Genomic DNA, 24,717 nt, shown 5'->3' on the forward strand with positions numbered 1-24,717 from the left:
CACCGGGGCGTGATATCATCGTGAGCAGACCGGTTACATCCCCCTAACAGCTGTTTAAAGAGAAACACTATCATGACGGATAAATTGACCTCCCTGCGTCAGTACACAACCGTAGTGGCTGACACCGGAGACATCGCGGCAATGAAGCTGTATCAGCCTCAGGATGCGACAACCAACCCTTCTCTGATTCTGGGCGCGGCTCAGATCCCGGAATACCGCAAGCTGATTGATGAAGCGATTGCCTGGGCGAAAGATCAGAGCAGCAACCGCGAGCAGCAGATTGTTGACGCGACCGACAAGCTGGCCGTGAACATCGGTCTGGAGATCCTCAAGCTGATCCCTGGCCGTATCTCTACTGAAGTTGACGCGCGTCTCTCCTACGACACCGAAGGCTCTATCGCCAAAGCAAAACACCTGATCAAGCTGTACAACGATGCGGGCATCAGCAACGACCGTATTCTGATCAAGCTGGCTTCCACCTGGCAGGGCATCCGCGCCGCCGAGCAGCTGGAAAAAGAAGGCATCAACTGTAACCTGACCCTGCTGTTCTCCTTCGCTCAGGCTCGTGCTTGCGCAGAAGCGGGCGTGTTCCTGATCTCCCCGTTTGTGGGCCGTATCCTCGACTGGTACAAAGCCAACACGGATAAGAAAGAGTATGCTCCGGCAGAAGATCCTGGCGTGGTATCCGTATCTGAAATCTACAGCTACTACAAACAGCACGGCTATGAAACCGTCGTGATGGGCGCAAGCTTCCGTAACGTTGGCGAGATCCTGGAACTGGCTGGCTGCGATCGTCTGACCATCGCGCCTGCGTTGCTGAAAGAGCTGGCCGAAGCTGACGGTGCCATCGAGCGTAAACTGGTTTACACCGGTGAAGTGAAAGCGCGTCCGGAACGCATTACTGAATCTCAGTTCCTGTGGCAGCACAACCAGGATCCAATGGCGGTAGACAAACTGGCGGAAGGTATCCGTAAGTTTGCTATCGACCAGGAAAAACTGGAAAAAATGATCGGCGACCTGCTGTAATCATTTTCCGCGTGGCCGGGCTCCCGGCCACCTATTCCCGCCTTCGTTTGTCTCCCTTTCCTTTCTGCGTGTATCATTCCGCTTAACCGCCTTTTTTTAACGGAATTGATATGAATACTCTTCGCATTGGCCTTGTTTCCATTTCCGATCGCGCCTCAAGCGGCGTTTACCAGGATAAAGGCATCCCTGCGCTGGAAGCCTGGCTTGCTCGCGCACTGACTTCACCCTTCGAATTGCAGACGCGGCTGATCCCGGATGAGCAGGCGATCATTGAGCAGACGCTGTGTGAGCTGGTGGACGAAATGAGCTGCCATCTGGTGCTGACCACCGGTGGCACCGGGCCTGCGCGCCGCGACGTGACGCCAGACGCCACGCTTGCGATTGCCGATCGTGAAATGCCGGGCTTCGGTGAGCAGATGCGCCAGATTAGCCTGCACTTTGTACCGACGGCGATCCTGTCCCGCCAGGTGGGTGTGATTCGTAAACAGGCTTTAATCCTCAATCTGCCGGGCCAGCCAAAATCCATTCAGGAAACGCTCGAGGGCGTGAAGGATGAAAACGGCAAGGTGCTGGTGCACGGCATTTTTGCAAGTGTACCGTATTGTGTACAACTTCTTGAGGGGCCGTACGTGGAGACAGACGAGCAGGTGGTTGCGGCATTCCGCCCTAAAAGCGCCCGCCGTGAAACAATCTCCTGAAGATAGTGTATTTATAACATAACCTTTGTGGGCCACGGATTGACCGATGATTTACGCTGTAGTAATTTTTTCTTTACGAAAACTGTAAATCAATTAAAACAAATGGCCCGCTATGTCCTCTTCTGCAAGACCTCTTAACCGACAGGATTATAAAACCCTGACGCTGGCCGCCCTCGGCGGCGCGCTGGAGTTTTATGATTTCATCATCTTCGTTTTCTTTGCTGCGGTCGTCGGCGAGCTTTTCTTCCCGGCCGATATTCCGGAATGGCTACGCCAGGTGCAGACCTTCGGCATCTTCGCAGCTGGCTACCTGGCTCGTCCGCTGGGTGGCATCATCATGGCGCACTTCGGCGATCTGGTTGGTCGCAAGAAAATGTTCACCCTGAGCATTCTGCTGATGGCGGTGCCAACGCTGCTGATTGGCTTGCTGCCAACCTACACTTCGGTGGGCATCGTAGCACCTCTGCTTTTACTGTTGATGCGCGTGCTCCAGGGGGCCGCTATCGGCGGTGAAGTGCCTGGAGCATGGGTGTTTGTGGCCGAGCACGTGCCCACACAGCGTATTGGCATTGCCTGCGGCACGCTGACGGCTGGTTTAACGGTAGGCATTTTGCTGGGATCTGTCGTGGCAACGCTTATCAATACCAGCCTGACTCAGCAAGCTATTCATGACGGCGGCTGGCGAATTCCTTTCCTGCTCGGCGGCGCTTTCGGCCTGGTGGCGATGTATCTGCGCCGCTGGCTGCAGGAGACGCCGATCTTTCTTGAGATGCAGCAGCGCAAGCAGCTGGCGCAGGAGCTGCCCGTGAAATCGGTAGTCGTGAAGCATCAGAAGGCGGTGGTCGTGTCGATGCTGCTGACCTGGCTGCTGTCGGCGGGGATTGTGGTGGTGATTTTGATGTCGCCGGTGTGGCTGCAAAAGCATTACGGTTTTGCGCCTGCGCTGACGCTTCAGGCCAACAGTCTTGCGACCATTATGCTGTGTGTGGGCTGTTTGCTGGCGGGGCTGGCGGTCGATAAATTCGGTGCGAGCCGTACCTTTATTATTGGCAGCCTGCTGCTCGCGGCCTCGAGCTGGGCGTTCTATCATCTGGCAGGTCTCTCTTCTGCCCATCTTTTTATGCTGTACGGCTTAGTGGGGCTGTGCGTCGGCGTGGTGGGAGCGGTGCCGTATGTGATGGTCAGATCGTTTCCGGCAGAAGTGCGGTTTACCGGAATCTCGTTTTCATACAACGTTTCCTACGCGATTTTTGGCGGGCTGACGCCTATTGCGGTCACGCTGTTGATGGGCGTCTCGCCGATGGCACCTGCCTGGTACGTGCTGGCGTTGTCGCTGGTGGGGTTGGTGTTAGGCTTCTGGCTACGCCAGAAACCGGTAGAGGTCAGGTTGCTGGCTCGCTAGCGACGTTGCTCCCTTGCCGCCCGTTTGCCCAGTACGAAGCAGACCATCGGCAGGGGAAGCGTCACGATAAGTAGCATCCACAGCAGGGTATAGACCGCATCCACGCCGTCGTTTTGCAGATTGGTATAGAGCTTCACCGGAATACCCTGCGGGAAATAAGCAAAGATCATCACTATGCCAAATTCCCCCACCGCGCGGACCCAGGCGAGCGTTACGGCGGAGGCCAGCCCGGGTAATGCCAGCGGTAGCGTCAAAAAGCGAAAACGATTCCAGCCTGATGCGCCCAGCGTTTGCCCCGCTTCAAGAATGCTTTTCGGTACCGTAGCAAAGGCGGATCGCGCCACGACGATAAAGTAAGGCAGGGCACCATAAACCTGCGCCAGCACAAACGCGGCCGGGTTGTTGACGAGCGTTGCGCCAAGCACTGAAAGCCACCGACCAAAAACGCCGTAGGGCCCGAACGCCGAGACCAGCAAAATCCCCATTGCCAGCGGCGGCGTCAGAAGTGGGATCATCACCAGCAGTTCGCCGATTATCCGTTTACGTCCGCTGGCTTGCGACAACCACCACGCCACCGGGACGCCGATCAGGATAATGATCCCCAGCGCCAGTAACCCCAGCCCCATTGAAATCGCGATGGCGTTGTCGTCCCGCCAGGCTAGCTGCAAATGGCGCCAGGGCGTGACGCTAACCAGCGTAATAAAGGGAATACTCAGCAGCAGAATGGCGGGCAGCGAAAGCCAGCCCGCAATCCAGCCCGGACGTCTTAGCGCGCGTATACGCTACCTCCTTTCGGTTCAGCGTAACCAAACTCTTTGAACAGTTTATGACCTTCTGCACTCTTCATAAATGTCACGAATTTCTGACCCTGTGCCACACCATTTGGTGCATTTTTCAGTACCGCTGCGTAGAACACCATTGGCTGGGTGTGGAGCACTTGATCCTGACCTTTGCCGTCCTTGATAGTGAAACTGACGGTGTCATACCACTGTTTCGCCATCGCCGGGTTGCTCAGGTTGATCTCGTCCGGCAGGGCAATATAAGGCAAATGAGCCGAGCGCACTTCGCTCTCGTAGCCAGCTGCGGCATCCACCTGACCACTCTCAAGGCGCGCCAGCAGGCCGCTTTCCTGGTGTGTCTGTTCCGGGTTTTGCAGCGAACCTAAAATCTTATCGGCGATGCCAGGCATCTTGTAGTATTTCTCGGCCAGCATCAGGCTGAAGACAATATTCTGCCCTTTAGGATCAACGTAAGGATCAGTACGGCCAAAGGAGACATCTTTCTGCGCCAGCAGGTTCAGCCATGAACCGTCTTTCTTCTGGCTGGTTTGTTCAAACTGAGCGGCATGTTTGCCCTTAGGGCTGTAGGCTATCACCATGCTGGTGCTGGCGACCGGGACGGCATCATCGATGAGCCCCGCATCTTTGAGGATTTGCATCGGCCCCGGGGTAATGGAGACGAACACGTCAGCCTCAATCTTGTGGCTGGCCAGCAGGCGTGCCATGCCATAGGCACCTTGTCCCTGACCCTGGTACTCGCCGTTATCCACTTTGGCAAATGCCGGACCTAACCCCTGATCCATTACCTTACCCATTGAACCGGCGTAAGTTACGCGAATATCTTTCGCCAGCGCCACGGACGATATTTGCAGCAGCGCAACCGCCGCCAGGGTGTATTTCATTTTTCCATTAGCCATAAAATTATCTCGTTATATATTATTTTGTATAACGAGTGTCCTGGAAAGAGGCGGCGATGACAATGTCTGAAAGGGCATCGTTGAGATTAGGTTGATAAAACGCAATAAGCCGGAGAGGTTCCCGGCTTATTGGTTAGTGCGAAGGGAAATGCCCAGGATAAGGCGCGTGCCAGGCTGCCTATCGTCCAAAAGACCAGCCTCTACAATGTATCTTTATTGGCGACAAATTACAGAATAGAGAGACGCACCTGTGGGAGCAGGCACGTCGAGGGGCGATCAGTCTTTTGCACCAATCGGCAGGATGGTGCGGCCAAACTGCTCGTTCAGTACTTCACCCATCGCCAGCCAGATAGCGCTTGCGCCGCAAACCAGACCAATCCAGCCTGCAATGTGAACGATGCTTTCGTTATCCGCCAGGTGGCCAATCGCCAGCAGGGCAAACAGTACGGTCAGACTCAGGAACACGAACTGCAGCATGCGCGGGCCAGTCAGGGTACCGAAGAACATGAACAGCGTGAACACGCCCCACAGGCCCAGGTACATGCCCAGGAAGTGCGGGTTAGACGCTTCTGCCAGGCCCATTTTAGGCATGATCAGAATTGCGACCAGGGTCAGCCAGAAAGAACCGTAAGAGGTAAAGGCGGTCAGACCGAAGGTGTTGCCTTTTTTGTATTCCAGCAGGCCTGCAAAAATCTGCGCCAGTCCACCGTAAAAAATACCCATCGCCAGAATGGCGGTATCAAACGGGAAAAGACCGCTGTTTGTCAGGTTCAGCAGAATGGTGGTCATGCCGAAGCCCATCAGTCCCAGCGGTGCCGGGTTAGCCAACTTAGTGTTGCCCATATTTCCTCAAAAAATTCATTAATAAAGGGGAAAAAGTAAAAACCTCGCGCCAATCCTCAGGCAGCGGGGCGCGGCATAATAATCAGAGCCGTGCCTGCCGTCTATGATCTGAGCAGGGTGATTTTAAAAAATTTTTTCGCTCTCCCCCTTGATGCCCCATCTAACGACCCCATCTTGTATGCAACCGCAGTGGTGAGCCTGAAAAAAAACGTAGCGGGGCGCTTGAAACAGCACATTTCGCCCTTATTACAGGTTCACAACCACATGTTGATCGAATTTTTAGTGGAGACGTTTAGATGGGTAAAATTATTGGTATCGACCTGGGTACTACCAACTCTTGTGTAGCGATTATGGATGGCACTACTGCACGTGTGCTGGAGAACGCCGAGGGCGATCGCACCACGCCTTCTATTATTGCTTATACCCAGGACGGTGAAACTCTGGTTGGTCAGCCGGCTAAACGTCAGGCCGTGACAAACCCGCAAAACACCCTGTTTGCAATCAAACGCCTGATTGGCCGTCGCTTCCAGGACGAAGAAGTGCAGCGTGATGAAGCTATCATGCCGTACAAAATCGTGGCAGCCGACAATGGCGACGCATGGCTGGACGTAAAAGGCACCAAAATTGCACCGCCGCAGATTTCTGCTGAAGTGCTGAAGAAAATGAAGAAAACCGCTGAAGATTATCTGGGCGAGCCAGTGACTGAAGCTGTTATCACCGTACCGGCTTACTTCAACGATGCTCAGCGTCAGGCAACCAAAGACGCAGGCCGTATCGCCGGTCTGGAAGTCAAACGTATCATTAACGAACCTACCGCAGCCGCACTGGCTTATGGCCTGGATAAAGAAGTCGGCAACCGCACCATCGCGGTATACGACCTGGGCGGCGGTACTTTCGATATCTCTATCATCGAAATCGACGAAGTTGACGGCGAGAAAACCTTCGAAGTTCTGGCAACCAACGGTGATACTCACCTCGGTGGTGAAGACTTTGACAGCCGCCTGATCAACTACCTCGTTGAAGAATTTAAGAAAGATCAGGGCATCGACCTGCGTAACGATCCGCTGGCCATGCAGCGCCTGAAAGAAGCGGCTGAAAAAGCGAAAATCGAGCTTTCTTCCGCTCAGCAGACCGACGTTAACCTGCCGTACATCACCGCAGACGCGACTGGTCCAAAACACATGAACATCAAAGTGACTCGCGCGAAGCTGGAAAGCCTGGTCGAAGATCTGGTGAACCGTTCCATCGAGCCGCTGAAGGTTGCTCTGCAGGATGCTGGCCTGTCCGTTTCCGATATCCAGGACGTTATCCTGGTCGGTGGTCAGACTCGTATGCCAATGGTGCAGAAGAAAGTGGCTGAGTTCTTCGGTAAAGAGCCACGTAAAGACGTGAACCCGGACGAAGCTGTTGCGATCGGTGCAGCGGTTCAGGGCGGCGTGCTGACCGGTGATGTGAAAGACGTTCTGCTGCTGGACGTTACCCCGCTGTCGCTGGGTATCGAAACCATGGGCGGCGTGATGACAGCGCTTATCAACAAAAACACCACTATCCCGACCAAGCACAGCCAGGTGTTCTCTACCGCTGAAGACAACCAGTCTGCGGTAACCATCCACGTGCTGCAGGGTGAGCGTAAACGTTCCGGCGATAACAAATCTCTGGGTCAGTTCAACCTGGATGGTATCAGCCCGGCACCGCGCGGCATGCCGCAGATCGAAGTGACTTTCGATATCGATGCTGACGGTATCCTGCACGTTTCTGCGAAGGACAAAAACAGCGGAAAAGAGCAGAAGATCACCATCAAAGCGTCTTCCGGTCTGAATGAAGAAGAAATTCAGAAAATGGTTCGTGAAGCAGAAGCTAACGCCGAGTCTGACCGCAAGTTCGAAGAGCTGGTTCAGACCCGCAACCAGGGCGACCATCTGCTGCACAGCACCCGTAAGCAGGTTGAAGAAGCAGGCGAACAGCTGCCGGCTGAAGACAAAACCGCTATTGAGTCTGCGCTGACCGAGCTGGAAACTTCTCTGAAAGGTGAAGACAAAGCCGATATCGAAGCGAAAATGCAGGCGCTGGCCCAGGCTTCTCAGAAGCTGATGGAAATTGCTCAGCAGCAGCATGCACAGCAGCAGGCGGGTTCTGCTGACGCTTCTGCGAACAACGCGAAAGACGACGACGTTGTCGACGCTGAGTTCGAAGAAGTGAAAGATAAAAAATAATCGCCCTGATGCAGGGTAATTAACTGGCACGGGCGTCGGAGTTTACTCCACGCCCGTGCTCGTATGTTAAGGGCAGATAAAGAAACATGGCGAAGAAAGACTATTACGAGATTTTGGGCGTTTCCAAATCAGCGGAAGAGCGTGAAATCAAAAAGGCTTACAAGCGCCTGGCGATGAAGTTTCACCCGGACCGTAACCAGGGAGACAAAGAAGCCGAAGCCAAATTTAAAGAGATCAAAGAAGCCTACGAGGTCCTGACCGATGCGCAGAAGCGTGCGGCCTACGATCAGTACGGCCATGCGGCCTTTGAGCAAGGAGGCATGGGCGGCGGCGGCGGATTTGGCGGCGGCGCTGATTTCAGTGACATCTTTGGTGATGTGTTCGGCGATATCTTCGGCGGCGGGCGTGGTCGTCAGCGTGCTTCACGCGGCGCGGATCTGCGCTACAACATGGATCTGACGCTGGAAGAAGCCGTTCGCGGCGTGACCAAAGAAATCCGCATCCCGACGCTGGAAGAGTGCGACGTGTGCCACGGCAGCGGTGCGAAAGCGGGCAGCAAACCACAGACCTGTCCGACCTGTCACGGTCAGGGTCAGGTGCAGATGCGCCAGGGCTTTTTTGCCGTGCAGCAGACCTGTCCACACTGTCAGGGTCGCGGCACGCTGATTAAAGATCCGTGCCACAAATGCCACGGTCATGGTCGCGTCGAGAAGAACAAAACCCTGTCTGTGAAGATCCCGGCAGGCGTTGATACCGGTGACCGTATTCGCCTGGCAGGCGAAGGCGAAGCAGGTGAACACGGTGCGCCAGCAGGCGATCTGTACGTTCAGGTGCAGGTGAAACAGCACCCAATCTTTGAGCGCGAAGGCAATAACCTGTACTGCGAAGTGCCGATTAACTTTGCAATGGCTGCACTCGGTGGCGAAATCGAAGTCCCGACGCTGGACGGTCGTGTAAACCTGAAAGTGCCGGGTGAAACGCAAACCGGCAAGCTGTTCCGCATGCGCGGTAAGGGTGTTAAATCCGTTCGCGGTGGCGCACAGGGCGACCTGCTGTGCCGTGTCGTTGTCGAGACGCCGGTCAGCCTCAACGATAAGCAAAAACAGCTGCTGAAAGATTTGCAGGAAAGCTTTGGTGGCCCAACGGGCGAGAAAAACAGCCCGCGTTCCAAAAGCTTTTTCGACGGTGTGAAGAAATTCTTCGATGATTTAACCCGTTAACTCGTCTGAGATCGCTTTACGCTAAACAGCCCGGTCGTATGTATGGTCCGGGCTTTTTTATGCCTGTCTTTTATTGCTCGATAAAAGCGAGCTAAAATGCAGTGATAATCTGTTTTTAACGAATCTTTGTTGCCGTTATTATGGTTTTATCGATGTATTAATGAATAAGAGAGAGTAAAAGTGAAACATTTACAGCGCTTCTTTAGCGGTGATGCTTCCGGAGGCATCATTCTGATTATTGCCGCCGCGCTGGCAATGCTGCTGGCGAACATGGGGGCCACCAGCGGACTTTATCACTCATTTCTGGACACCCCGGTGCATCTGCGCGTGGGGGCGCTTGAAATTAACAAGAACATGCTGCTGTGGATCAACGATGCGCTCATGGCGGTGTTTTTCCTGCTGATTGGCCTCGAAGTGAAGCGTGAGCTGGTCGTTGGTTCCCTGGCCAGTCGCCACCAGGCGATTTTCCCGGTTATCGCGGCGCTCGGCGGCATGATTGTCCCTGCGCTGATCTATCTGGCGTTTAATTACCAGGATCCGGTTGCGCGCGGCGGCTGGGCAATTCCTGCGGCGACGGACATTGCCTTCGCTCTCGGCGTGTTGGCCCTGTTGGGCAGTCGCGTGCCGACGTCGTTGAAAATTTTCCTGATGGCGCTGGCGATCATCGACGATCTCGGGGCGATTGTGATTATCGCGCTGTTCTACACCAGCGATCTCTCCGTGCTTTCTTTAGCCGTCGCAGCTGCGGCCATTGCCGTGCTGGCTGTCCTGAATCTGACTGGCGTGCGGCGGACCGGGATCTACATTATGGTTGGTGTGATTTTGTGGACGGCGGTGCTGAAGTCCGGCGTGCATGCCACGCTTGCCGGAGTGATTGTAGGCTTCTTCATTCCGTTGAAAGAGCAGAATGGCAAATCGCCTGCCGCCCAGCTTGAGCACGTGCTGCATCCGTGGGTAGCGTTCCTGATCCTGCCGCTGTTTGCATTTGCCAATGCGGGCGTATCGCTGCAGGGCGTGACGATGGAAGGGCTGACGTCGATGCTGCCGCTGGGGATTGTCGCGGGGCTGTTTATCGGTAAACCGCTGGGGATTAGCCTGTTCTGCTGGCTTGCCCTGAAGCTGAAATGGGCCACGCTGCCGGTGGGCACAACCTGCAAGCAAATTATGGCGGTGGGGGTGCTGTGCGGAATTGGCTTTACCATGTCGATTTTCATTGCCTCGCTGGCGTTCGGCAGCGTTGACCCGGCGCTTATCAACTGGGCTAAGATGGGGATCCTTACGGGGTCGGTACTGTCTGCGGTGATTGGATATACCTTGCTGCGGATGCGTACCTCAGTGGAGCAGACCAGCCCGGTCTGACATCTTACAGAGAGCCCTGAGCGGCTCTCGTTCTGACATTCATCAGGGAGCGAAATTATGTCGCACATAAACTACAACCACCTGTACTACTTCTGGCATGTCTATACAGAGGGCTCGGTGGTCGGCGCGGCGGAAGCGCTGTATCTGACGCCGCAGACTATCACCGGACAGATTAAGGCGCTGGAAGAACGTTTGCAGGGAAAACTGTTCAAGCGCAAGGGCAGGGGGCTTGAGCCCAGCGAGCTGGGAGAGCTGGTGTTTCGCTATGCGGATAAAATGTTCACCCTGAGCCAGGAGATGCTCGACATCATCAACTATCGCAAAGAGTCGAATCTGTTGTTCGATGTTGGCGTAGCGGATGCGTTGTCAAAGCGTCTGGTCAGCGGCGTGCTGGACGCAGCGGTAGTGGAAGATGAACAAATTCATTTACGATGCTTTGAATCCACGCATGAAATGCTGCTGGAGCAGCTTAGCCAGCACAAGCTCGACATGATTATCTCTGACTGCCCCATTGATTCCACGCAGCAGGAAGGGCTCTTTTCGGTGAAGATTGGCGAATGCGGCGTTAGCTTCTGGTGCATGAATCCGAGGCCTGAAAAACCATTCCCTGCCTGCCTGGAGGAGCGGCGCCTGTTGATTCCAGGCCGACGCTCAATGCTCGGGCGCAAGCTGCTGAACTGGATCAACACTCAGGGGCTGAAGGTGGAAGTGCTCGGTGAGTTTGACGATGCGGCATTGATGAAAGCCTTCGGTGCAGCGCACAATGCGATTTTTGTGGCGCCAACGCTCTACGCGCATGATTTATATGCGGACGACAACATTGTGGAGATTGGACGGATGGAAAACGTGATGGAAGAGTATCACGCGATTTTTGCCGAGCGCATGATTCAGCACCCGGCGGTGCAGCGCATCTGTAATCGGGATTACTCGGCGCTCTTTACGCTCCCGCGCTGACATTCAGGCATAAAAAAACCCGCCGAAGCGGGTTTTTTCTACAAAGTACAGCGAAGCGGCGATTAAGCCAGTTTGCTGATCTGCGCAGCCAGGTTGGCTTTATGACGCGCAGCTTTGTTTTTGTGGATCAGACCTTTAGAAGCCTGACGGTCCACGATCGGTTGCATTTCGTTAAATGCTTTCTGTGCAGCAGCTTTGTCGCCAGCTTCTACAGCTGCGTATACTTTCTTGATGAAAGTACGCATCATAGAACGACGGCTAGCGTTGTGCTTGCGGGCCTTTTCAGACTGAACGGCGCGCTTCTTAGCTGATTTGATATTAGCCAAGGTCCAACTCCCAAATATGATCTATATGGACAATTCAAAGGCCGAGGAATATGCCCTCTTAGCCTTCTTTTGTCAATGGATTTGTGCAAATAAGCGCCGTTAGTGTGACAACGCTTGGTTACGTAGTGATGGCGCAGGATTCTACCAGCTTGCGTCCCTCGAATACAGCCTTTCCATGATAAAAATCGTCAGGAACGGCGGGTTTTGGCCAAGGTGAATGAAATCCTTGCATCTTTCCGTCCTCAGGTGCAATCGGCGGTTAACGTCGTCAGCCGTACAAGGTATACTTTGACGATTTTCACTGTTTTGAGCCAGACATGAAGCTGATACGCGGCATACACAATCTGGGGCAGGCACCGCATGGGTGCGTGCTGACCATTGGCAATTTCGACGGTGTGCATCGTGGGCATCAGGCATTGTTACAGCGGTTGCTTGCGGAAGGACGTGAGCGCGGGCTGCCTGTAGTGGTGATGATTTTTGAACCCCAGCCGCTTGAGCTTTTCGCCGTCGATAAAGCGCCCGCTCGCCTGACGCGACTGCGTGATAAAGTGCGATACCTTGCTGAAAGCGGCGTGGACTACGTGCTCTGCGTGCGCTTTGACCGCCGCTTTGCTGCGCTGACGGCGCAAGAGTTTATCAGCGAGCTGCTGGTAAAACGCCTCGGCGTTCAGTATCTGGCGGTTGGCGATGATTTCCGCTTCGGCGCTGGTCGCGAAGGGGATTTCTTGCTATTACAGAAAGCCGGTGATGAGTTTGGCTTTGACGTCACCAGCACCCAAACCTTCTGTGAAGGTGGGCTGCGCATCAGCAGCACCGCCGTGCGCCAGGCGCTGGCGGAAGACGATCTTGAACTCGCCGAAACGCTGTTGGGCCACCCTTTCAGCATTGCCGGGCGAGTGGTTCACGGAGATGAACTTGGGCGCACCATTGGTTTTCCGACGGCGAATCTGCCGCTGCGTCGCCAGGTTTCCCCGGTGAAAGGGGTCTACGCGGTGGAAGTGGCGGGCCTTGGCGATAAACTGTTGCCAGGCGTTGCCAATATTGGTACCCGTCCGACGGTTGCGGGCGTGCGCCAGCAGCTGGAAGTACATCTGTTAGACGTTGTAATGGACCTCTACGGTCGCCATATCGATGTCATACTGCGTAAAAAAATACGCAACGAACAGCGATTCGCGTCGCTGGACGAATTGAAAGCGCAAATTGCGCGTGATGAATTAACGGCTCGCGAGTTATTCGGGCTATCAAACCCGGCGTAATGCCAACGTAAAAATACGGAAACGAGAATCTGATGAGTGACTATAAATCAACCCTGAATTTGCCGGAAACAGGGTTCCCGATGCGTGGCGACCTCGCCAAGCGTGAACCGGGAATGCTGGCGCGTTGGACCGATGATGACCTTTACGGCATCATCCGTGCGGCGAAAAAAGGCAAAAAAACCTTCATTCTGCATGATGGCCCTCCTTATGCGAATGGCAGCATTCATATTGGTCACTCCGTAAACAAGATTCTGAAAGACATTATCGTTAAGTCCAAAGGCCTGACGGGCTTTGACTCGCCGTACGTGCCTGGCTGGGACTGCCACGGTCTGCCGATCGAGCTGAAGGTTGAGCAGGAGTTTGGCAAGCCGGGCGAGAAATTCACCGCCGCAGAGTTCCGCGCAAAATGCCGTGAATATGCCGCTACCCAGGTTAACGGGCAGCGCGAAGACTTTATCCGTCTTGGCGTGCTTGGCGACTGGTCTCGTCCTTACCTGACCATGGACTTCAACACCGAAGCCAACATCATCCGCGCGCTGGGTAAAATCATCGGCAACGGTCACCTGCACAAAGGCGCGAAGCCGGTGCACTGGTGCGTTGACTGCCGTTCTGCGCTGGCGGAAGCGGAAGTTGAGTATTACGACAAAACCTCTCCGTCTATCGACGTGGTTTTCCACGCTGTCGATCAGGATGCGGTAAAAGCCAAATTTGGCGTGACTTCCGTTAACGGCCCGGTATCGCTGGTTATCTGGACGACCACTCCGTGGACGCTGCCGGCTAACCGCGCTATCTCCCTGTCGCCAGAATTTGAGTATGCGCTGGTACAGGTCGAGGGTCAGGCGCTGATCCTGGCGAAAGATCTGGTGGAAAGCGTCACCAAACGCGCAGGCATCGCTGATTACAGCGTGCTGGGCACCGTTAAAGGCTCCGAGCTGGAGCTGATGCGCTTTAAGCATCCATTCCTCGATTTCGACGTTCCGGCAATCCTTGGCGATCACGTTACGCTCGACGCGGGTACAGGTGCGGTGCACACCGCCGGTGGTCACGGTCCTGACGACTACACCATCAGCCAGAAATACGGCCTGGAAATCGCTAACCCGGTTGGCCCGGACGGCGCGTATGTGGCAGGCACTTATCCGTCTCTGGACGGCGTTAACGTCTTCAAGGCGAACGACGTCATCGTCAACATGCTGCGTGAAAGCGGCGCGCTGCTGCACGTTGAGAAGCTGGTACATAGCTATCCATGCTGCTGGCGTCACAAAACGCCTATTATCTTCCGCGCCACGCCGCAGTGGTTTATCAGCATGGATCAGAAAGGCCTGCGTGAGCAGTCGCTGAGCGAGATCAAAGGCGTGCAGTGGATCCCGGACTGGGGCCAGGCGCGTATTGAATCCATGGTCGCAAACCGTCCTGACTGGTGTATCTCCCGTCAGCGTACGTGGGGCGTGCCAATGTCGCTGTTCGTTCACAAAGAGACCCAGGAGCTGCATCCGCGCACTCTGGAGCTGATGGAAGAAGTGGCGAAGCGCGTTGAGCAGGACGGCATTCAGGCGTGGTGGGATCTCGATCCGCGCGACATCATGGGTGACGACGCTGACACCTATGAAAAAGTGCCGGATACCCTCGACGTCTGGTTCGATTCCGGCTCGACTCACTCCTCTGTTGTTGACGTGCGACCTGAGTTCGCCGGTCACGCTGCGGATATGTATCTGGAAGGTTCCGATCAGCATCGCGGCTGGTTCATGTCCTCCCTGATGATCTCCACGGCGATGAAAGGCAAAGCGCCTTATCGTCAGGTACTGACCCACGGCTTCACCGTTGATGGTCAGGGTCGCAAAATGTCCAAGTCCATCGGCAACACCGTTAGTCCGCAGGACGTGATGAACAAGCTGGGTGCCGACATTCTGCGTCTGTGGGTGGCATCGACCGACTACACCGGCGAAATGGCCGTCTCCGATGAGATCCTTAAGCGTGCTGCCGACAGCTATCGCCGTATCCGTAACACCGCTCGCTTCCTGCTGGCGAACCTTAACGGTTTCGATCCGGCAAAAGACATGGTGAAACCGGAAGAGATGGTCGTGCTGGATCGCTGGGCGGTGGGCTGTGCTCAGGCCGCGCAGGAAGACATCCTGAAGGCCTATGAGTCTTACGACTTCCACGAAGTGGTGCAGCGCCTGATGCGCTTCTGCTCCATTGAAATGGGCTCGTTCTACCTCGACATCATCAAGGACCGTCAGTACACCGCTAAGGCCGACAGCGTTGCCCGTCGCAGCTGCCAGACCGCGCTGTATCACATTGCGGAAGCGCTGGTTCGCTGGATGGCACCGATCATGTCCTTCACTGCGGATGAAATCTGGGGCTACCTGCCAGGCGACCGTGAGAAGTATGTCTTCACCGGCGAGTGGTACACCGGACTGTTTGGCCTGGGTGAAACCGAAGCGATGAACGATGCCTTCTGGGACGAGCTGCTGAAGGTGCGAGGCGAAGTGAACAAAGTCATCGAGCAGGCGCGTGCTGATAAGAAAGTTGGCGGCTCACTGGAGGCGGCAGTTACCCTGTACGCTGAACCTGAGTTGGCGGCCAAGCTGACCGCGCTGGACGATGAATTGCGATTTGTCCTGTTGACCTCCGGGGCCTCGGTTGCGGATTATGCTGCAGCAACCGCCGACGCGCAGCCAAGCGAACTGCTGAAAGGCCTGAAGGTGGCGTTGCAGAAAGCCGAAGGTGAGAAATGCCCGCGCTGCTGGCATTACACCTCCGATGTCGGTCAGGTGGCGGAACACGCAGAAATCTGCGGCCGCTGTGTCAGCAATGTCGCCGGTGACGGTGAAAAACGTAAGTTTGCCTGATGAGCCAATCAATCTGTAAAAGCGGTCTGCGCTGGCTGTGGCTGGTGGTGGTCGTGCTGATTATCGATCTGGGCAGCAAGTATCTGATCCTCCAGCATTTCGCGCTGGGGGATACGGTGTCGCTGTTCCCGTCGCTGAATCTGCACTATGCGCGTAACTATGGCGCGGCGTTTAGCTTCCTCGCCGACAGCGGCGGCTGGCAGCGCTGGTTCTTTGCCGGAATAGCCATCGGCATCTGCGTGATTCTGGCGGTGCTGATGTACCGCTCGAAAGCCTCGCAGAAGCTGAACAACATTGCGTATGCGCTGATCATTGGCGGCGCGCTGGGTAACCTGTTTGACCGCCTGTGGCACGGCTTCGTGGTCGATATGATCGACTTCTACGTCGGCGACTGGCACTTTGCCACCTTCAACCTTGCGGATTCCGCCATCTGTATCGGTGCCGCGTTGATCGTGCTGGAAGGCTTCCTGCCTTCTAAAGAGAAAAAAGTCGCATAAGCATGGCCGGATGGCGCTGGCGCTTATCCGGCCTACAAATGTACTGCGCTCCTTGTAGGCCCGGTAAGCGTTAGCGCCGCCGGGCAAACAGCCTAAACTTTAGAGCAAACCTGCATGTCTAAATCTGTACAGAGCAACAGCGCGGTGCTGGTGCACTTCACGCTAAAACTCGACGATGGCTCCACCGCTGAATCCACCCGCAACAACGGCAAGCCAGCGCTGTTCCGTCTTGGCGATGCGTCACTGTCCGAAGGGCTTGAGCAGCATCTGCTGGGCCTGAAAGAGGGCGACAAAACCACTTTCTCGCTGGAGCCTGACGCGGCTTTCGGCGTGCCGAGCCCGGACCTGATTCAGTATTTTTCACGCCGTGAGTTTATGGATGCGGGCGAGCCGGAAATCGGCGCAATCATGCTCTTTACCGCAATGGATGGCAGCGAAATGCCGGGGGTTATTCGCGAAATTAACGGCGATTCTATCACCGTCGATTTCAACCACCCGCTGGCGGGGCGTACCGTTCATTTTGATATTGAAGTGCTGGAGATAGACCCGGCACTGGAGGCATAAGATGCAGATCCTGTTGGCCAACCCGCGCGGCTTCTGCGCTGGCGTAGACCGCGCTATCAGCATTGTTGAAAACGCGCTGGAGATCTTTGGCGCGCCGATTTACGTTCGTCACGAAGTGGTGCACAACCGCTACGTGGTAGACAGCCTGCGCCAGCGCGGTGCGATTTTCATTGAGCAAATCAGCGAAGTGCCGGACGGCACCATCCTGATTTTTTCCGCGCACGGCGTTTCTCAGGCAGTTCGTAACGAAGCCAAAAACCGCGACCTGACGGTGTTTGACGCCACCTGTCCGCTGGTCACGAAAGTGCATATGGAAGTGGCGCGCGCCAGCCGTCGCGGCGAAGAATCGATTCTGATTGGCCACGCCGGGCACCCTGAAGTGGAAGGCACCATGGGGCAGTACAGCAACCCGGCGGGCGGTATGTATCTGGTCGAGTCGCCTGAAGATGTCTGGAAGCTGAGCGTGAAAAACGAAGCTCGCCTGTCGTTTATGACCCAGACCACACTTTCCGTCGACGATACCTCAGACGTGATTGACGCGCTGCGCAGCCGTTTTCCGAAAATTGTCGGGCCGCGTAAAGACGATATTTGTTACGCCACCACCAACCGTCAGGAAGCCGTGCGTGATTTAGCCCAGCGTGCAGACGTTGTGCTGGTCGTTGGCTCGAAAAACTCCTCCAACTCCAACCGCCTGGCGGAGCTGGCGCAGCGTATGGGTAAATCCGCGTTCCTGATTGATGATTCCACCGATATCCAGGAAGAGTGGGTGAAAACCGCGAGCTGTGTCGGCGTGACCGCCGGAGCTTCCGCGCCGGATATTCTGGTGCAGAACGTCATTGCCCGCCTGCAGGAGCTTGGGGGCGGTGAAGCGGTGCCGCTGGAAGGCCGCGAAGAGAACATCGTTTTCGAAGTGCCGAAAGAGCTGCGTCTCGACATTCGCGAAGTGGAATAAGTTTTTTCCCCCGACGATATGAAAAAATGCCAGGCTAAACACCTGGCTTTTTTTATGGAGGAATCATGCCCTTATCTTTCATTCTCGACACCGATCCTGGCATTGATGATGCAGCTGCCATCGCGGCGGCGCTGTTTGCCCCTGAGCTCAACCTTCAGCTGCTTACCACCGTAGCCGGTAACGTCTCCGTGGAGAAAACCACCCGCAACGCGCTGCAGCTGCTGCATTTCTGGCAGGCCGACGTGCCGGTGGCGCAAGGCGCCGCCACGCCGCTGCTGCGTCCGCTACGCGATGCTGCCTACGTTCACGGCGAATCCGGCATGGAAGGGTATGATTTTGTCGAACACCAGCGCCAGCCGCTGGCGAAGCCGGCCTTTATCGCTCTTCGTGATGCATTAATGAGCGCCCCGGAGCCGATGACGCTCGTGGCGATTGGCCCGTTGACGAATATAGCGCTCTTGTTGACCCACTATCCGGAATGCACATTCAACATCCGCCGCCTGGTGATCATGGGCGGATCGGCGGGTCGCGGTAACTTCACGCCAAATGCCGAATTTAATATCGCCATCGATCCGGAGGCCGCGGAACGTGTATTCCGTAGCGGGATTGAGATCGTAATGTGCGGTCTCGACGTCACCAATCAAGCGATGCTGACACCGGAATATCTCGCACAGCTGCCAGGCCTGAACAAAACCGGAAAAATGCTGCACTCGCTGTTCAGCCACTATCGCAGCGGCAGCATGACCAGTGGTCTGCGGATGCACGACCTGTGTGCTATCGCCTGGCTGGTGCGTCCGGAGCTGTTCACGTTGAAACCTTGCTTTGTGGCGGTAGAAACGCAGGGAACCTGGACCGCTGGCACCACGGTTGTGGATATCGAAAACCGCTATGAGCGTCCGGCAAATGCGCAGGTTGCGCTGGATCTGGACGTCGACGGTTTCCGGCGCTGGGTCGCGGAGGTCATTGCCCTCGCTCCCTGAAAATGAAATGTGACAAGCCCTGCAAACGCGGGGCAAATCATACGGGTTTAATCGATTAACCTGCTAAACTTGTCGTGTTGTTCTCCTCGGGCCGGAGATAGACATGAAACCAATTCACAACCCACCACGTCACGTGGACTGGGCAACCGGTGCGCTGCATGGCGAACCGCTGATTCGTAAAACGACACATCTTGGCGATCTGGCTGGCGTCTTTGCTGACGATGAAGCCTGGCGTCAGAGCGACCCGCTTCTACCCGTTTACACCGTAGAAATGTTTGATTCTCCGTCCGGAGCGGGCGAGCTGTATGCCGGCGTTACGCATCTGAATCCCGGGCGCGTGGGCGATGAACTTTTCATGACCCGCGGGCATTTCCACGCGCGCCGCGAGCAGGGCGAAGTTTACTTTGGTCTGCGCGGCGAAGGTTTTCTGCTACTACAGGACGAACAGGGCAAGACGCGCCTCGAAAAGGTGACGGCGGGATCCGTGCATATCATCGCAGGCTTTACTGCGCATCGTTTGGTTAATTCAGGTAGCGAAATCCTCTCGGCGCTGGCCGTCTGGCCAACGACCGCCGGGCATGATTACGCATCCCTGGCGGGAGGATTTGCCAGAAGGATCACCACGGCTAACCTGCAGCTGATGGCGAAAGAGGTGCAGAATGGCTGAGACCGTTTTGCCTTACGGGCTGGCGATGGTCGCCCATCGCGATCCATTAGGCTTCACCTACGGCGAAGACGTAACGGGTCCCATGCCTGAAATTCGCCACCTCGATCAAATTCGCGCTTCCCTTCGCGATCCAGAATGTGGCGGGCCGGAAGATGTTTACGCCATAGCCATGGACGTGGCCCGGCTGCAGGACAGAGATGAGCTTAAAAAAAGGATGTTGCTGTTTGGGGTCGTGACCTACGCGGCGGGCAAATTAGGGGATGAGCCGATCCGTAGCCAGGGGCATGTTCATCGCATCAGCGAGCATAGCGGCTGGTCGCCGCCGGAGCTGTATGAGATCTGGCAGGGCAAGGCGATTATCTACATGCAGGAATGCGTGGCAGACGATCCCGGTCGCTGCTTTGCGGTGATTGCCGGACCTGGCGAAAAAGTGCTGGTCCCGCCAGGCTGGGGGCACGCTACGATCTCTGCCGATCCGTCGCAGCCGCTGACGTTTGGGGCGTGGTGCGACAGGGAATACGGTTTTGAATATGAGGCAGTGCGGGCGCACAAAGGATTGGCATGGTATCCGCTGTTACAGGATAACCAGGTTATCTGGCAGCATAATACGCACTATATGCCGGGGCGTTTGCAGGCGATAACGCCTCGTCAGTACCATGAGTTTGGTATCACTGAAGCGCCAATTTATCAGCAGTTTATTGACGATCCGGCGCGTTTCCAGTTTATCTCTCGTCCGGACAAAACCGCTGCGCTGTGGCACAACTTCCATCCATGATTATTGCCGGGTGGCGCGACGCTTACCCGGCCTACGGAATATTGCAGGCCCGGCAAATGCAACGCTGCCGGGCAATACCTCAGGCAAACACGCCTGTAGCCACACCTATCGCCGCCAGTACCAGCAGCAGGAGCATCGCTTTTACCGGCGATACACCACGCTTCGCCATCAGATACCAGGTACCCAGCACGACAACCAGCGGTAACAGCTGCGGGAAAATGCCGTCGAGCATCTGCTGCACATGGATATTGACGCCGTCTTTGGTGATGAACTCAAGTCCCGTTCCGAGCTTAACGTAGCTTGCCGCCACACCGCCCATCACGAACACGCCGAGCAGAGACAGTGCCTCGCGCAGGCGGGCAGACTTACTGCTGACCAGCATTTCCACCGAGCCCGAGCCCATCTGGTAGCCTTTTAAAAACAGGAACCACGAGCCGGGTAAGATAATGGCCAGCCACGCTACGGTGTAAAACAGAGGGCCAAGAATATTGCCCCCGGCTGCCAGCGCCATGCCAATGCTCAGCAGAATGGGGATCAGCATTCCGGGGATCATCGAGTCGCCGATCCCCGCGATCGGCCCCATCAGCCCCACCTTAAGGGTGTTGATCATCTCTCCGTCGATGGGCTCACCGTTGGCTTTTTTCTCCTCGAGCCCCAGCGCCATGCCGTTCACGATCGCGCCGATTTGCGGTTCGGTGTTGTAGAAAGAGGCGTGACGGCGCAGCATTTCAGTGCGCTGCGTGGCGTCCGGATAGAGCTTACGTGCTACCGGCAGCATGCTCAGGCAGAAGCCAAAAGATTCCAGACGCTCGAAGCTCATTGACGACAGGTTGTGCATCATCCACGCCCGCCAGCAGCGACGCAGATCGGCCCGGTTCAGCTTACGTTCTTCCATCAGAATTCATCCTCATCGTCCGCAGCCGTTCTGGTCGCAGCGGGCTGCGGCGCTTCCGGCTTGTAGTTGTAATGGATAAGCGCCAACAGCGCACCAACGATCACCAGCGCCACCATGTTCAGCTTCAGGAAAACAATGCAAATGAAGCCAACGAGGAAGTAGATCAGCATGGTGTAGTTTTTAATGATTTGCTTCAGCAGGATAGCGATGCCGACGGCGGGCAGAATGCCGCCGAGCACGCCCATTGTCGAAATCACGACTTTCGGCAGGCTGTCCATAAAGCCGCTGATGTACTGGGCACCGAAGTAGACCGCAATAAACGTGGGGACAAAGCGCAGAAGAAAGTTGGTCGCCTGTGGGAAGATGGCGCTGTTGAGGTAAAGCCCTCGCTCGTCGCCACGCTCCAGCGCGTTATCGGCCCGGTGGTTCCAGAACGAGTTCAGCACCATCATGGTGTTAAACAAAATGGTTCCGGCAATGCCGATGGTGGCCGCCAGCGCGACCGCGACTTCCGGCCCTTTACCTGACAGGATCCCCAGTGCAATCGCCGGGTATGCAACAAAGTTGAGGTCGGCGGGCATCGAACCGCCCGGCGTGACCATGGCGATATAGACCGCCTGTACCGCAACGCCAATCATGATCCCGGTTTTGAGATCGCCAAGGATCAGGCCCACCAGCATGCCCGATACCAGCGGACGGGTGATCAGGTACCAGCCGCCGGTCAGGCCGAACAGCCAGGGGCTGCTCAGCGCTCCGAGGTAGCACAGCAGGCCAATCAGTGTGGCTTCAAATATCATCATCGGCTCCTTATTTCAGCTTCTGCCGGGCATCCTGCCAGCTGTAGCAGCTGGCGTCCGGCACCAGGCGAAACTCAACGTGGTGGCCGTGGTTGCTGAGCCACTCGAATGCGGCAATTTCCTCAGCGCTCACCGACTGATTTGGGCCGATGGTGGTGGTATTGGCACGGGCGCTCATCGGGCCGACGTTGATTTTACCGTTGTTGTTTTTAAGGCTGATACCGGCCTCTTCGATGCGCTGCAGGGTGACGGGTGATTTACCAATCACGAAGTAACGCTTGTCGCTCGCAATCACCTTCGGCAGCTTTTCGATGGCCGTGGCGGTATCGAACAGCCAGACTTTGGTATCGGAAACGGCCCCTTTCATCACTGAGGAGAGGAGGGGGTCGGCCGCAACGGCATCATCAATGGCCACAATACCGTCGCAGGGCAGCTCTTTGGCCCAGCGCGTGACGAGCTGCCCATGAATGACGCGGTCGTCGATACGAACAAAGGAAAGACTCATGGCGGACTCCTTAAAAATCATCAGATTGAGTAACCGATGCCGGAGCGGCAATCACCAGCGTCGGCTGGGTCAGCTCCAGCAGCAGTGCCGCGGCGGCATGAACGTTTTGCAGCGCCCGGACGTCGTCGGTTTGCAGCAACATTGGCAAGTTCACCCCTGCCAGCACCGCCACGGGCGGCATGGTTTGAGGTGAAAACGCGTATTCACAGGCCACGTTCCACGGCGTGCCGCTTTGCATATCGCACAGCACCAGCACGCCGTCTGCACCTTCGCTTGCCGATGCCAGCGTGCGGGAAAAATCATGCCGGAAGCCTTCTATTCCGGCAGTTTCACCGAGCGTGACGCCGTGAACGTACGGCAGTTCGCCGTACACCATTTTCGCGCTTTCCAGTAAGGCGCCGGCCAGCGGGCCATGTGAAGCGACAATCACGGAAATCATCTTTTACCCCCTGACCCAGGCTTTGACGGTGGCAAGCTGTTGTCCGACGCCTTTGCCCCATGGTGAAATTCGGTATTCCCCGACGGACGCGGGGACGATAAAGGTTTCGGCGTAGTGCACCACGAACGGATCGAAAGCCCCCGTTGGGCTTTCCACGCGGGCTTCTGCACCTTCCACGAGATTCAGCACGTTGACGCCACCGTGAGTGTGATGCGTTACCGGGGCGGTAAACCAGTGGCGGCGCGTCTCGATAAATTCCCGTTCATGCAATCCGGTGCGCTCTTCGCGCCAGCCTTCGCCTTCGGCCAGTGGCTCAATGCGGTTGACCAGATGCTCATTGACCCATTTTGTGTCCCGCTGCCAGTCGATGACCTGTTCGCCATGCTCCAGATGCACCGGGCGAGGCAAACCGTCGAGGCCGAGGCGGCCCCAGTCCCAGAGCTTGAAGGTAAAGATGTAAGGCGTGGCGCTGATCTCCAGCACCATGGTGCCGGAACCGGAGCAGTGGACGGTTCCCGCCGGGATCAGGAAGTGATCGTGCTTGCGGGCCGGGATCTGATTGACGAAACGCGCATCATCGAAGGCTTTTTCACCGTTCGCCGCGCGATGCAGATCGTCAATCATGGCTACGGGATCGGTGCCCGTTTTGGTGCCGAGATACACGACCGCGTCCGGCTCGGCTTCCAGGATGTAGTAGCTCTCGTCCTGGGTGTAGTGCATGCCGAACTGCTGTTGAATGTATTCGGTCAGCGGATGGACCTGGAAGCTGAGGTTCTGGCCGCCGATGGTGTCGAGAAAATCGAAACGAATCGGGAATTCTGCGCCAAAACGGGCGTGGACTTTTTCACCGAGCAGTTCGCGTGGGTGCAGCAGAACCACGTCGAGAGAAGGGATCTCGATCCGCACGTCGCCAAACCTTAGCAACAGGCTGTTTTCCTCGGGCACGCAGTCAAAACACCAGGCGTAGTTAGGCTTCGAGGGATCGAGATCGAACTGGTTTTTCATCCACTGGCCGCCCCAGACGCCGGGGTCGAAGAACGGCACTACGCGGAAAGGACGTCCGGCGGTTTGGGCCAGGCCTGCGCGTAACGCATCGCCGCTGACCATCGCAGGCTCGTCTGAAAGGGTCGTATCCAGCAGGTAATCGGCACGTTTCAACAGCGGTGTTTTGTGTTTATCGAACACCCGCCATTCGATGAAAAAGGCGCGCTTGTAGCGGCGCAGAATATCTTCATGTTGGTTTTCGACGCCCCAGTTGCCAAGCTCGCCGCTGCGCATCCGCATCTGGATTTCCCAGCGCGGCAGATCGGCATAAATCAGCACGTCTCCCTGATGTATCAGCGAAGCGCCGGGGCCGTAAACAATCACCAGGCCTTCTTGTACATCGGTGACCTGTCGGCGCAGGGTTTCCAGACGGGCAGAGTCAAAAAATTCCGGAAGCTGATGACAGGAGAGCACGCCAAACACGCGATCGTCGGTCAGATTGCGGGCCAGCAGCTCATGTAATGACTGCTCATCACGGCGCGCGTTTTCAGCGTTGAGGAGCAGTGCAGGATCCAGCGATGTCATTTCTCGCTCAATCTCCGCGAGGCGCACGCCCGGGTAGCAGTCAATCACCAGCACGATTTTGGGCTTTTGCGTCAGTCGGGTTTTCAGCGTGGCAATAATATCCCGCCAGCCCTGCCAGGCCTGGCTGTCGAAGCCCTGAACCGGGACTTCCGGGAATTTATCATAGGTGGTTACGGTCATGTTTATCTCCCTGAATGCGTCCATTAAGATTAATCGATTAACCGAAAGAGAAAAG

The 24,717-nt window shown here is 56.1% G+C and carries 24 protein-coding genes and 1 pseudogene; 16 read left to right on the forward strand and 9 right to left on the reverse strand.

What is annotated here, in order from left to right:
• Nucleotides 1-72: 72 nt before the first annotated feature.
• From tal to RTU33_RS06255, 3 genes are all read left to right on the forward strand, one after another.
• The gene (tal, locus tag RTU33_RS06245) at nt 73-1,026 is read left to right on the forward strand and encodes a transaldolase (protein WP_312626035.1); all 954 of its coding nucleotides are present in this window, start codon (nt 73-75) and stop codon (nt 1,024-1,026) included.
• 110 nt (nt 1,027-1,136) lie between these two features.
• Nucleotides 1,137-1,724, forward strand: a complete 588-nt coding sequence (mog, locus tag RTU33_RS06250) for a molybdopterin adenylyltransferase (protein ID WP_312626037.1) — start codon at nt 1,137-1,139, stop codon at nt 1,722-1,724.
• Between the two features lie 112 nt (nt 1,725-1,836).
• Nucleotides 1,837-3,126 carry an MFS transporter gene (locus RTU33_RS06255; protein ID WP_312626039.1) on the forward strand — a complete coding sequence of 430 codons (1,290 nt, stop codon included), beginning with the start codon at nt 1,837-1,839 and terminating at the stop codon, nt 3,124-3,126.
• Here the strand turns inward: RTU33_RS06255 and RTU33_RS06260 are convergent.
• From RTU33_RS06260 to satP, 3 genes are all read right to left on the reverse strand, one after another.
• The gene (locus tag RTU33_RS06260; protein WP_312626268.1) at nt 3,123-3,878 is read right to left on the reverse strand and encodes an ABC transporter permease subunit; all 756 of its coding nucleotides are present in this window, start codon (nt 3,876-3,878) and stop codon (nt 3,123-3,125) included. The two genes, RTU33_RS06255 and RTU33_RS06260, sit on opposite strands and share 4 nt — an antisense overlap.
• 14 nt (nt 3,879-3,892) lie before the next feature.
• Nucleotides 3,893-4,807: an extracellular solute-binding protein gene (locus RTU33_RS06265; RefSeq protein WP_312626269.1), complete on the reverse strand. Its 915-nt coding sequence runs from the start codon at nt 4,805-4,807 to the stop codon at nt 3,893-3,895.
• A 291-nt stretch (nt 4,808-5,098) separates the two neighbouring features.
• Complete coding sequence (satP, locus tag RTU33_RS06270) at nt 5,099-5,665, reverse strand: acetate uptake transporter (protein WP_312626041.1); 567 nt, start codon at nt 5,663-5,665, stop codon at nt 5,099-5,101.
• 296 nt (nt 5,666-5,961) lie between these two features.
• Here satP and dnaK point away from each other — a divergent pair, with 296 nt between their 5' ends.
• The 4 genes from dnaK to nhaR all read left to right on the forward strand — a co-directional run bounded on the left by dnaK (nt 5,962) and on the right by nhaR (nt 11,411).
• Complete coding sequence (gene dnaK, locus RTU33_RS06275; RefSeq protein WP_312626043.1) at nt 5,962-7,878, forward strand: molecular chaperone DnaK; 1,917 nt, start codon at nt 5,962-5,964, stop codon at nt 7,876-7,878.
• Between the two features lie 86 nt (nt 7,879-7,964).
• Nucleotides 7,965-9,098 carry a molecular chaperone DnaJ gene (gene dnaJ / locus RTU33_RS06280; RefSeq protein WP_312626045.1) on the forward strand — a complete coding sequence of 378 codons (1,134 nt, stop codon included), beginning with the start codon at nt 7,965-7,967 and terminating at the stop codon, nt 9,096-9,098.
• A gap of 180 nt (nt 9,099-9,278) precedes the next feature.
• Nucleotides 9,279-10,457, forward strand: coding sequence for a Na+/H+ antiporter NhaA (nhaA, locus tag RTU33_RS06285; RefSeq protein WP_312626047.1), 1,179 nt, complete (start codon nt 9,279-9,281; stop codon nt 10,455-10,457).
• Between the two features lie 57 nt (nt 10,458-10,514).
• Nucleotides 10,515-11,411: a transcriptional activator NhaR gene (gene nhaR / locus RTU33_RS06290; RefSeq protein ID WP_312626049.1), complete on the forward strand. Its 897-nt coding sequence runs from the start codon at nt 10,515-10,517 to the stop codon at nt 11,409-11,411.
• A 62-nt stretch (nt 11,412-11,473) separates the two neighbouring features.
• On the opposite strand, the gene rpsT is transcribed toward nhaR, so the two are convergent.
• A complete protein-coding gene (gene rpsT / locus RTU33_RS06295) occupies nt 11,474-11,737 on the reverse strand; it encodes a 30S ribosomal protein S20 (RefSeq protein WP_312626051.1) in 264 nt (87 codons plus the stop codon).
• 118 nt (nt 11,738-11,855) lie between these two features.
• On the opposite strand from rpsT, the pseudogene RTU33_RS06300 reads away from it, so the two are divergent.
• The 9 genes and pseudogenes from RTU33_RS06300 to RTU33_RS06340 all read left to right on the forward strand — a co-directional run.
• A pseudogene (locus tag RTU33_RS06300) lies at nt 11,856-12,058 on the forward strand (DUF2575 domain-containing protein); the annotation flags it as partial.
• On the forward strand, nt 12,055-12,993 hold the full coding sequence (gene ribF / locus RTU33_RS06305; RefSeq protein ID WP_312584546.1) for a bifunctional riboflavin kinase/FAD synthetase: 939 nt from the start codon (nt 12,055-12,057) through the stop codon (nt 12,991-12,993). The pseudogene RTU33_RS06300 and the gene ribF, both read left to right, overlap by 4 nt.
• A gap of 32 nt (nt 12,994-13,025) precedes the next feature.
• Nucleotides 13,026-15,842 carry an isoleucine--tRNA ligase gene (ileS, locus tag RTU33_RS06310; RefSeq protein ID WP_312626054.1) on the forward strand — a complete coding sequence of 939 codons (2,817 nt, stop codon included), beginning with the start codon at nt 13,026-13,028 and terminating at the stop codon, nt 15,840-15,842.
• Complete coding sequence (lspA, locus tag RTU33_RS06315; protein WP_312626056.1) at nt 15,842-16,339, forward strand: signal peptidase II; 498 nt, start codon at nt 15,842-15,844, stop codon at nt 16,337-16,339. The genes ileS and lspA overlap by 1 nt, the downstream gene beginning before the upstream one ends.
• Nucleotides 16,340-16,453: 114 nt before the next feature.
• Entirely contained in the window at nt 16,454-16,903 is a 450-nt protein-coding gene (fkpB, locus tag RTU33_RS06320; protein WP_312626058.1) for an FKBP-type peptidyl-prolyl cis-trans isomerase, read from the forward strand.
• 1 nt (nt 16,904) lies between these two features.
• Nucleotides 16,905-17,855 carry a 4-hydroxy-3-methylbut-2-enyl diphosphate reductase gene (gene ispH, locus RTU33_RS06325; protein WP_312626060.1) on the forward strand — a complete coding sequence of 317 codons (951 nt, stop codon included), beginning with the start codon at nt 16,905-16,907 and terminating at the stop codon, nt 17,853-17,855.
• 65 nt (nt 17,856-17,920) lie between these two features.
• Nucleotides 17,921-18,835, forward strand: coding sequence for a ribonucleoside hydrolase RihC (gene rihC / locus RTU33_RS06330; protein ID WP_312626062.1), 915 nt, complete (start codon nt 17,921-17,923; stop codon nt 18,833-18,835).
• Between the two features lie 103 nt (nt 18,836-18,938).
• Nucleotides 18,939-19,502: a glucose-6-phosphate isomerase family protein gene (locus RTU33_RS06335; RefSeq protein WP_312626064.1), complete on the forward strand. Its 564-nt coding sequence runs from the start codon at nt 18,939-18,941 to the stop codon at nt 19,500-19,502.
• A complete protein-coding gene (locus tag RTU33_RS06340; RefSeq protein WP_312626066.1) occupies nt 19,495-20,277 on the forward strand; it encodes a glucose-6-phosphate isomerase family protein in 783 nt (260 codons plus the stop codon). The genes RTU33_RS06335 and RTU33_RS06340 overlap by 8 nt, the downstream gene beginning before the upstream one ends.
• Nucleotides 20,278-20,356: 79 nt before the next feature.
• Here the strand turns inward: RTU33_RS06340 and RTU33_RS06345 are convergent, their stop codons facing one another.
• Genes RTU33_RS06345 through RTU33_RS06365 form a run of 5 tightly spaced genes read right to left on the reverse strand, consistent with a single transcriptional unit; the run spans nt 20,357 to nt 24,662 of the window.
• Nucleotides 20,357-21,172: a PTS system mannose/fructose/sorbose family transporter subunit IID gene (locus RTU33_RS06345; protein WP_312626068.1), complete on the reverse strand. Its 816-nt coding sequence runs from the start codon at nt 21,170-21,172 to the stop codon at nt 20,357-20,359.
• The gene (locus RTU33_RS06350) at nt 21,172-21,969 is read right to left on the reverse strand and encodes a PTS sugar transporter subunit IIC (RefSeq protein WP_312626270.1); all 798 of its coding nucleotides are present in this window, start codon (nt 21,967-21,969) and stop codon (nt 21,172-21,174) included. The genes RTU33_RS06345 and RTU33_RS06350 overlap by 1 nt, the downstream gene beginning before the upstream one ends.
• Nucleotides 21,970-21,979: 10 nt before the next feature.
• On the reverse strand, nt 21,980-22,474 hold the full coding sequence (locus RTU33_RS06355) for a PTS sugar transporter subunit IIB (RefSeq protein WP_312626070.1): 495 nt from the start codon (nt 22,472-22,474) through the stop codon (nt 21,980-21,982).
• A 10-nt stretch (nt 22,475-22,484) separates the two neighbouring features.
• The gene (locus RTU33_RS06360; RefSeq protein ID WP_312626072.1) at nt 22,485-22,913 is read right to left on the reverse strand and encodes a PTS fructose transporter subunit IIA; all 429 of its coding nucleotides are present in this window, start codon (nt 22,911-22,913) and stop codon (nt 22,485-22,487) included.
• Nucleotides 22,914-22,916: 3 nt separating this feature from the next.
• On the reverse strand, nt 22,917-24,662 hold the full coding sequence (locus RTU33_RS06365; RefSeq protein ID WP_312626074.1) for a class I mannose-6-phosphate isomerase: 1,746 nt from the start codon (nt 24,660-24,662) through the stop codon (nt 22,917-22,919).
• Between the last annotated feature and the right edge of the window lie 55 nt (nt 24,663-24,717).

The organism is Scandinavium sp., assembly GCF_032012665.1.
GTDB lineage: Bacteria > Pseudomonadota > Gammaproteobacteria > Enterobacterales > Enterobacteriaceae > Scandinavium.

Coding starts and splice junctions, on each gene's coding strand:
- tal (WP_312626035.1), top strand. CDS start 73: ATGACGGATAAATTGACCTCCCTGCGTCAGTACACAACCGTAGTGGCT.
- mog (WP_312626037.1), top strand. CDS start 1,137: ATGAATACTCTTCGCATTGGCCTTGTTTCCATTTCCGATCGCGCCTCA.
- RTU33_RS06255 (WP_312626039.1), top strand. CDS start 1,837: ATGTCCTCTTCTGCAAGACCTCTTAACCGACAGGATTATAAAACCCTG.
- RTU33_RS06265 (WP_312626269.1), bottom strand. CDS start 4,807: ATGAAATACACCCTGGCGGCGGTTGCGCTGCTGCAAATATCGTCCGTG.
- satP (WP_312626041.1), bottom strand. CDS start 5,665: ATGGGCAACACTAAGTTGGCTAACCCGGCACCGCTGGGACTGATGGGC.
- dnaK (WP_312626043.1), top strand. CDS start 5,962: ATGGGTAAAATTATTGGTATCGACCTGGGTACTACCAACTCTTGTGTA.
- dnaJ (WP_312626045.1), top strand. CDS start 7,965: ATGGCGAAGAAAGACTATTACGAGATTTTGGGCGTTTCCAAATCAGCG.
- nhaR (WP_312626049.1), top strand. CDS start 10,515: ATGTCGCACATAAACTACAACCACCTGTACTACTTCTGGCATGTCTAT.
- ribF (WP_312584546.1), top strand. CDS start 12,055: ATGAAGCTGATACGCGGCATACACAATCTGGGGCAGGCACCGCATGGG.
- ileS (WP_312626054.1), top strand. CDS start 13,026: ATGAGTGACTATAAATCAACCCTGAATTTGCCGGAAACAGGGTTCCCG.
- lspA (WP_312626056.1), top strand. CDS start 15,842: ATGAGCCAATCAATCTGTAAAAGCGGTCTGCGCTGGCTGTGGCTGGTG.
- fkpB (WP_312626058.1), top strand. CDS start 16,454: ATGTCTAAATCTGTACAGAGCAACAGCGCGGTGCTGGTGCACTTCACG.
- ispH (WP_312626060.1), top strand. CDS start 16,905: ATGCAGATCCTGTTGGCCAACCCGCGCGGCTTCTGCGCTGGCGTAGAC.
- rihC (WP_312626062.1), top strand. CDS start 17,921: ATGCCCTTATCTTTCATTCTCGACACCGATCCTGGCATTGATGATGCA.
- RTU33_RS06335 (WP_312626064.1), top strand. CDS start 18,939: ATGAAACCAATTCACAACCCACCACGTCACGTGGACTGGGCAACCGGT.
- RTU33_RS06340 (WP_312626066.1), top strand. CDS start 19,495: ATGGCTGAGACCGTTTTGCCTTACGGGCTGGCGATGGTCGCCCATCGC.
- RTU33_RS06345 (WP_312626068.1), bottom strand. CDS start 21,172: ATGGAAGAACGTAAGCTGAACCGGGCCGATCTGCGTCGCTGCTGGCGG.
- RTU33_RS06350 (WP_312626270.1), bottom strand. CDS start 21,969: ATGATATTTGAAGCCACACTGATTGGCCTGCTGTGCTACCTCGGAGCG.
- RTU33_RS06355 (WP_312626070.1), bottom strand. CDS start 22,474: ATGAGTCTTTCCTTTGTTCGTATCGACGACCGCGTCATTCATGGGCAG.
- RTU33_RS06360 (WP_312626072.1), bottom strand. CDS start 22,913: ATGATTTCCGTGATTGTCGCTTCACATGGCCCGCTGGCCGGCGCCTTA.
- RTU33_RS06365 (WP_312626074.1), bottom strand. CDS start 24,662: ATGACCGTAACCACCTATGATAAATTCCCGGAAGTCCCGGTTCAGGGC.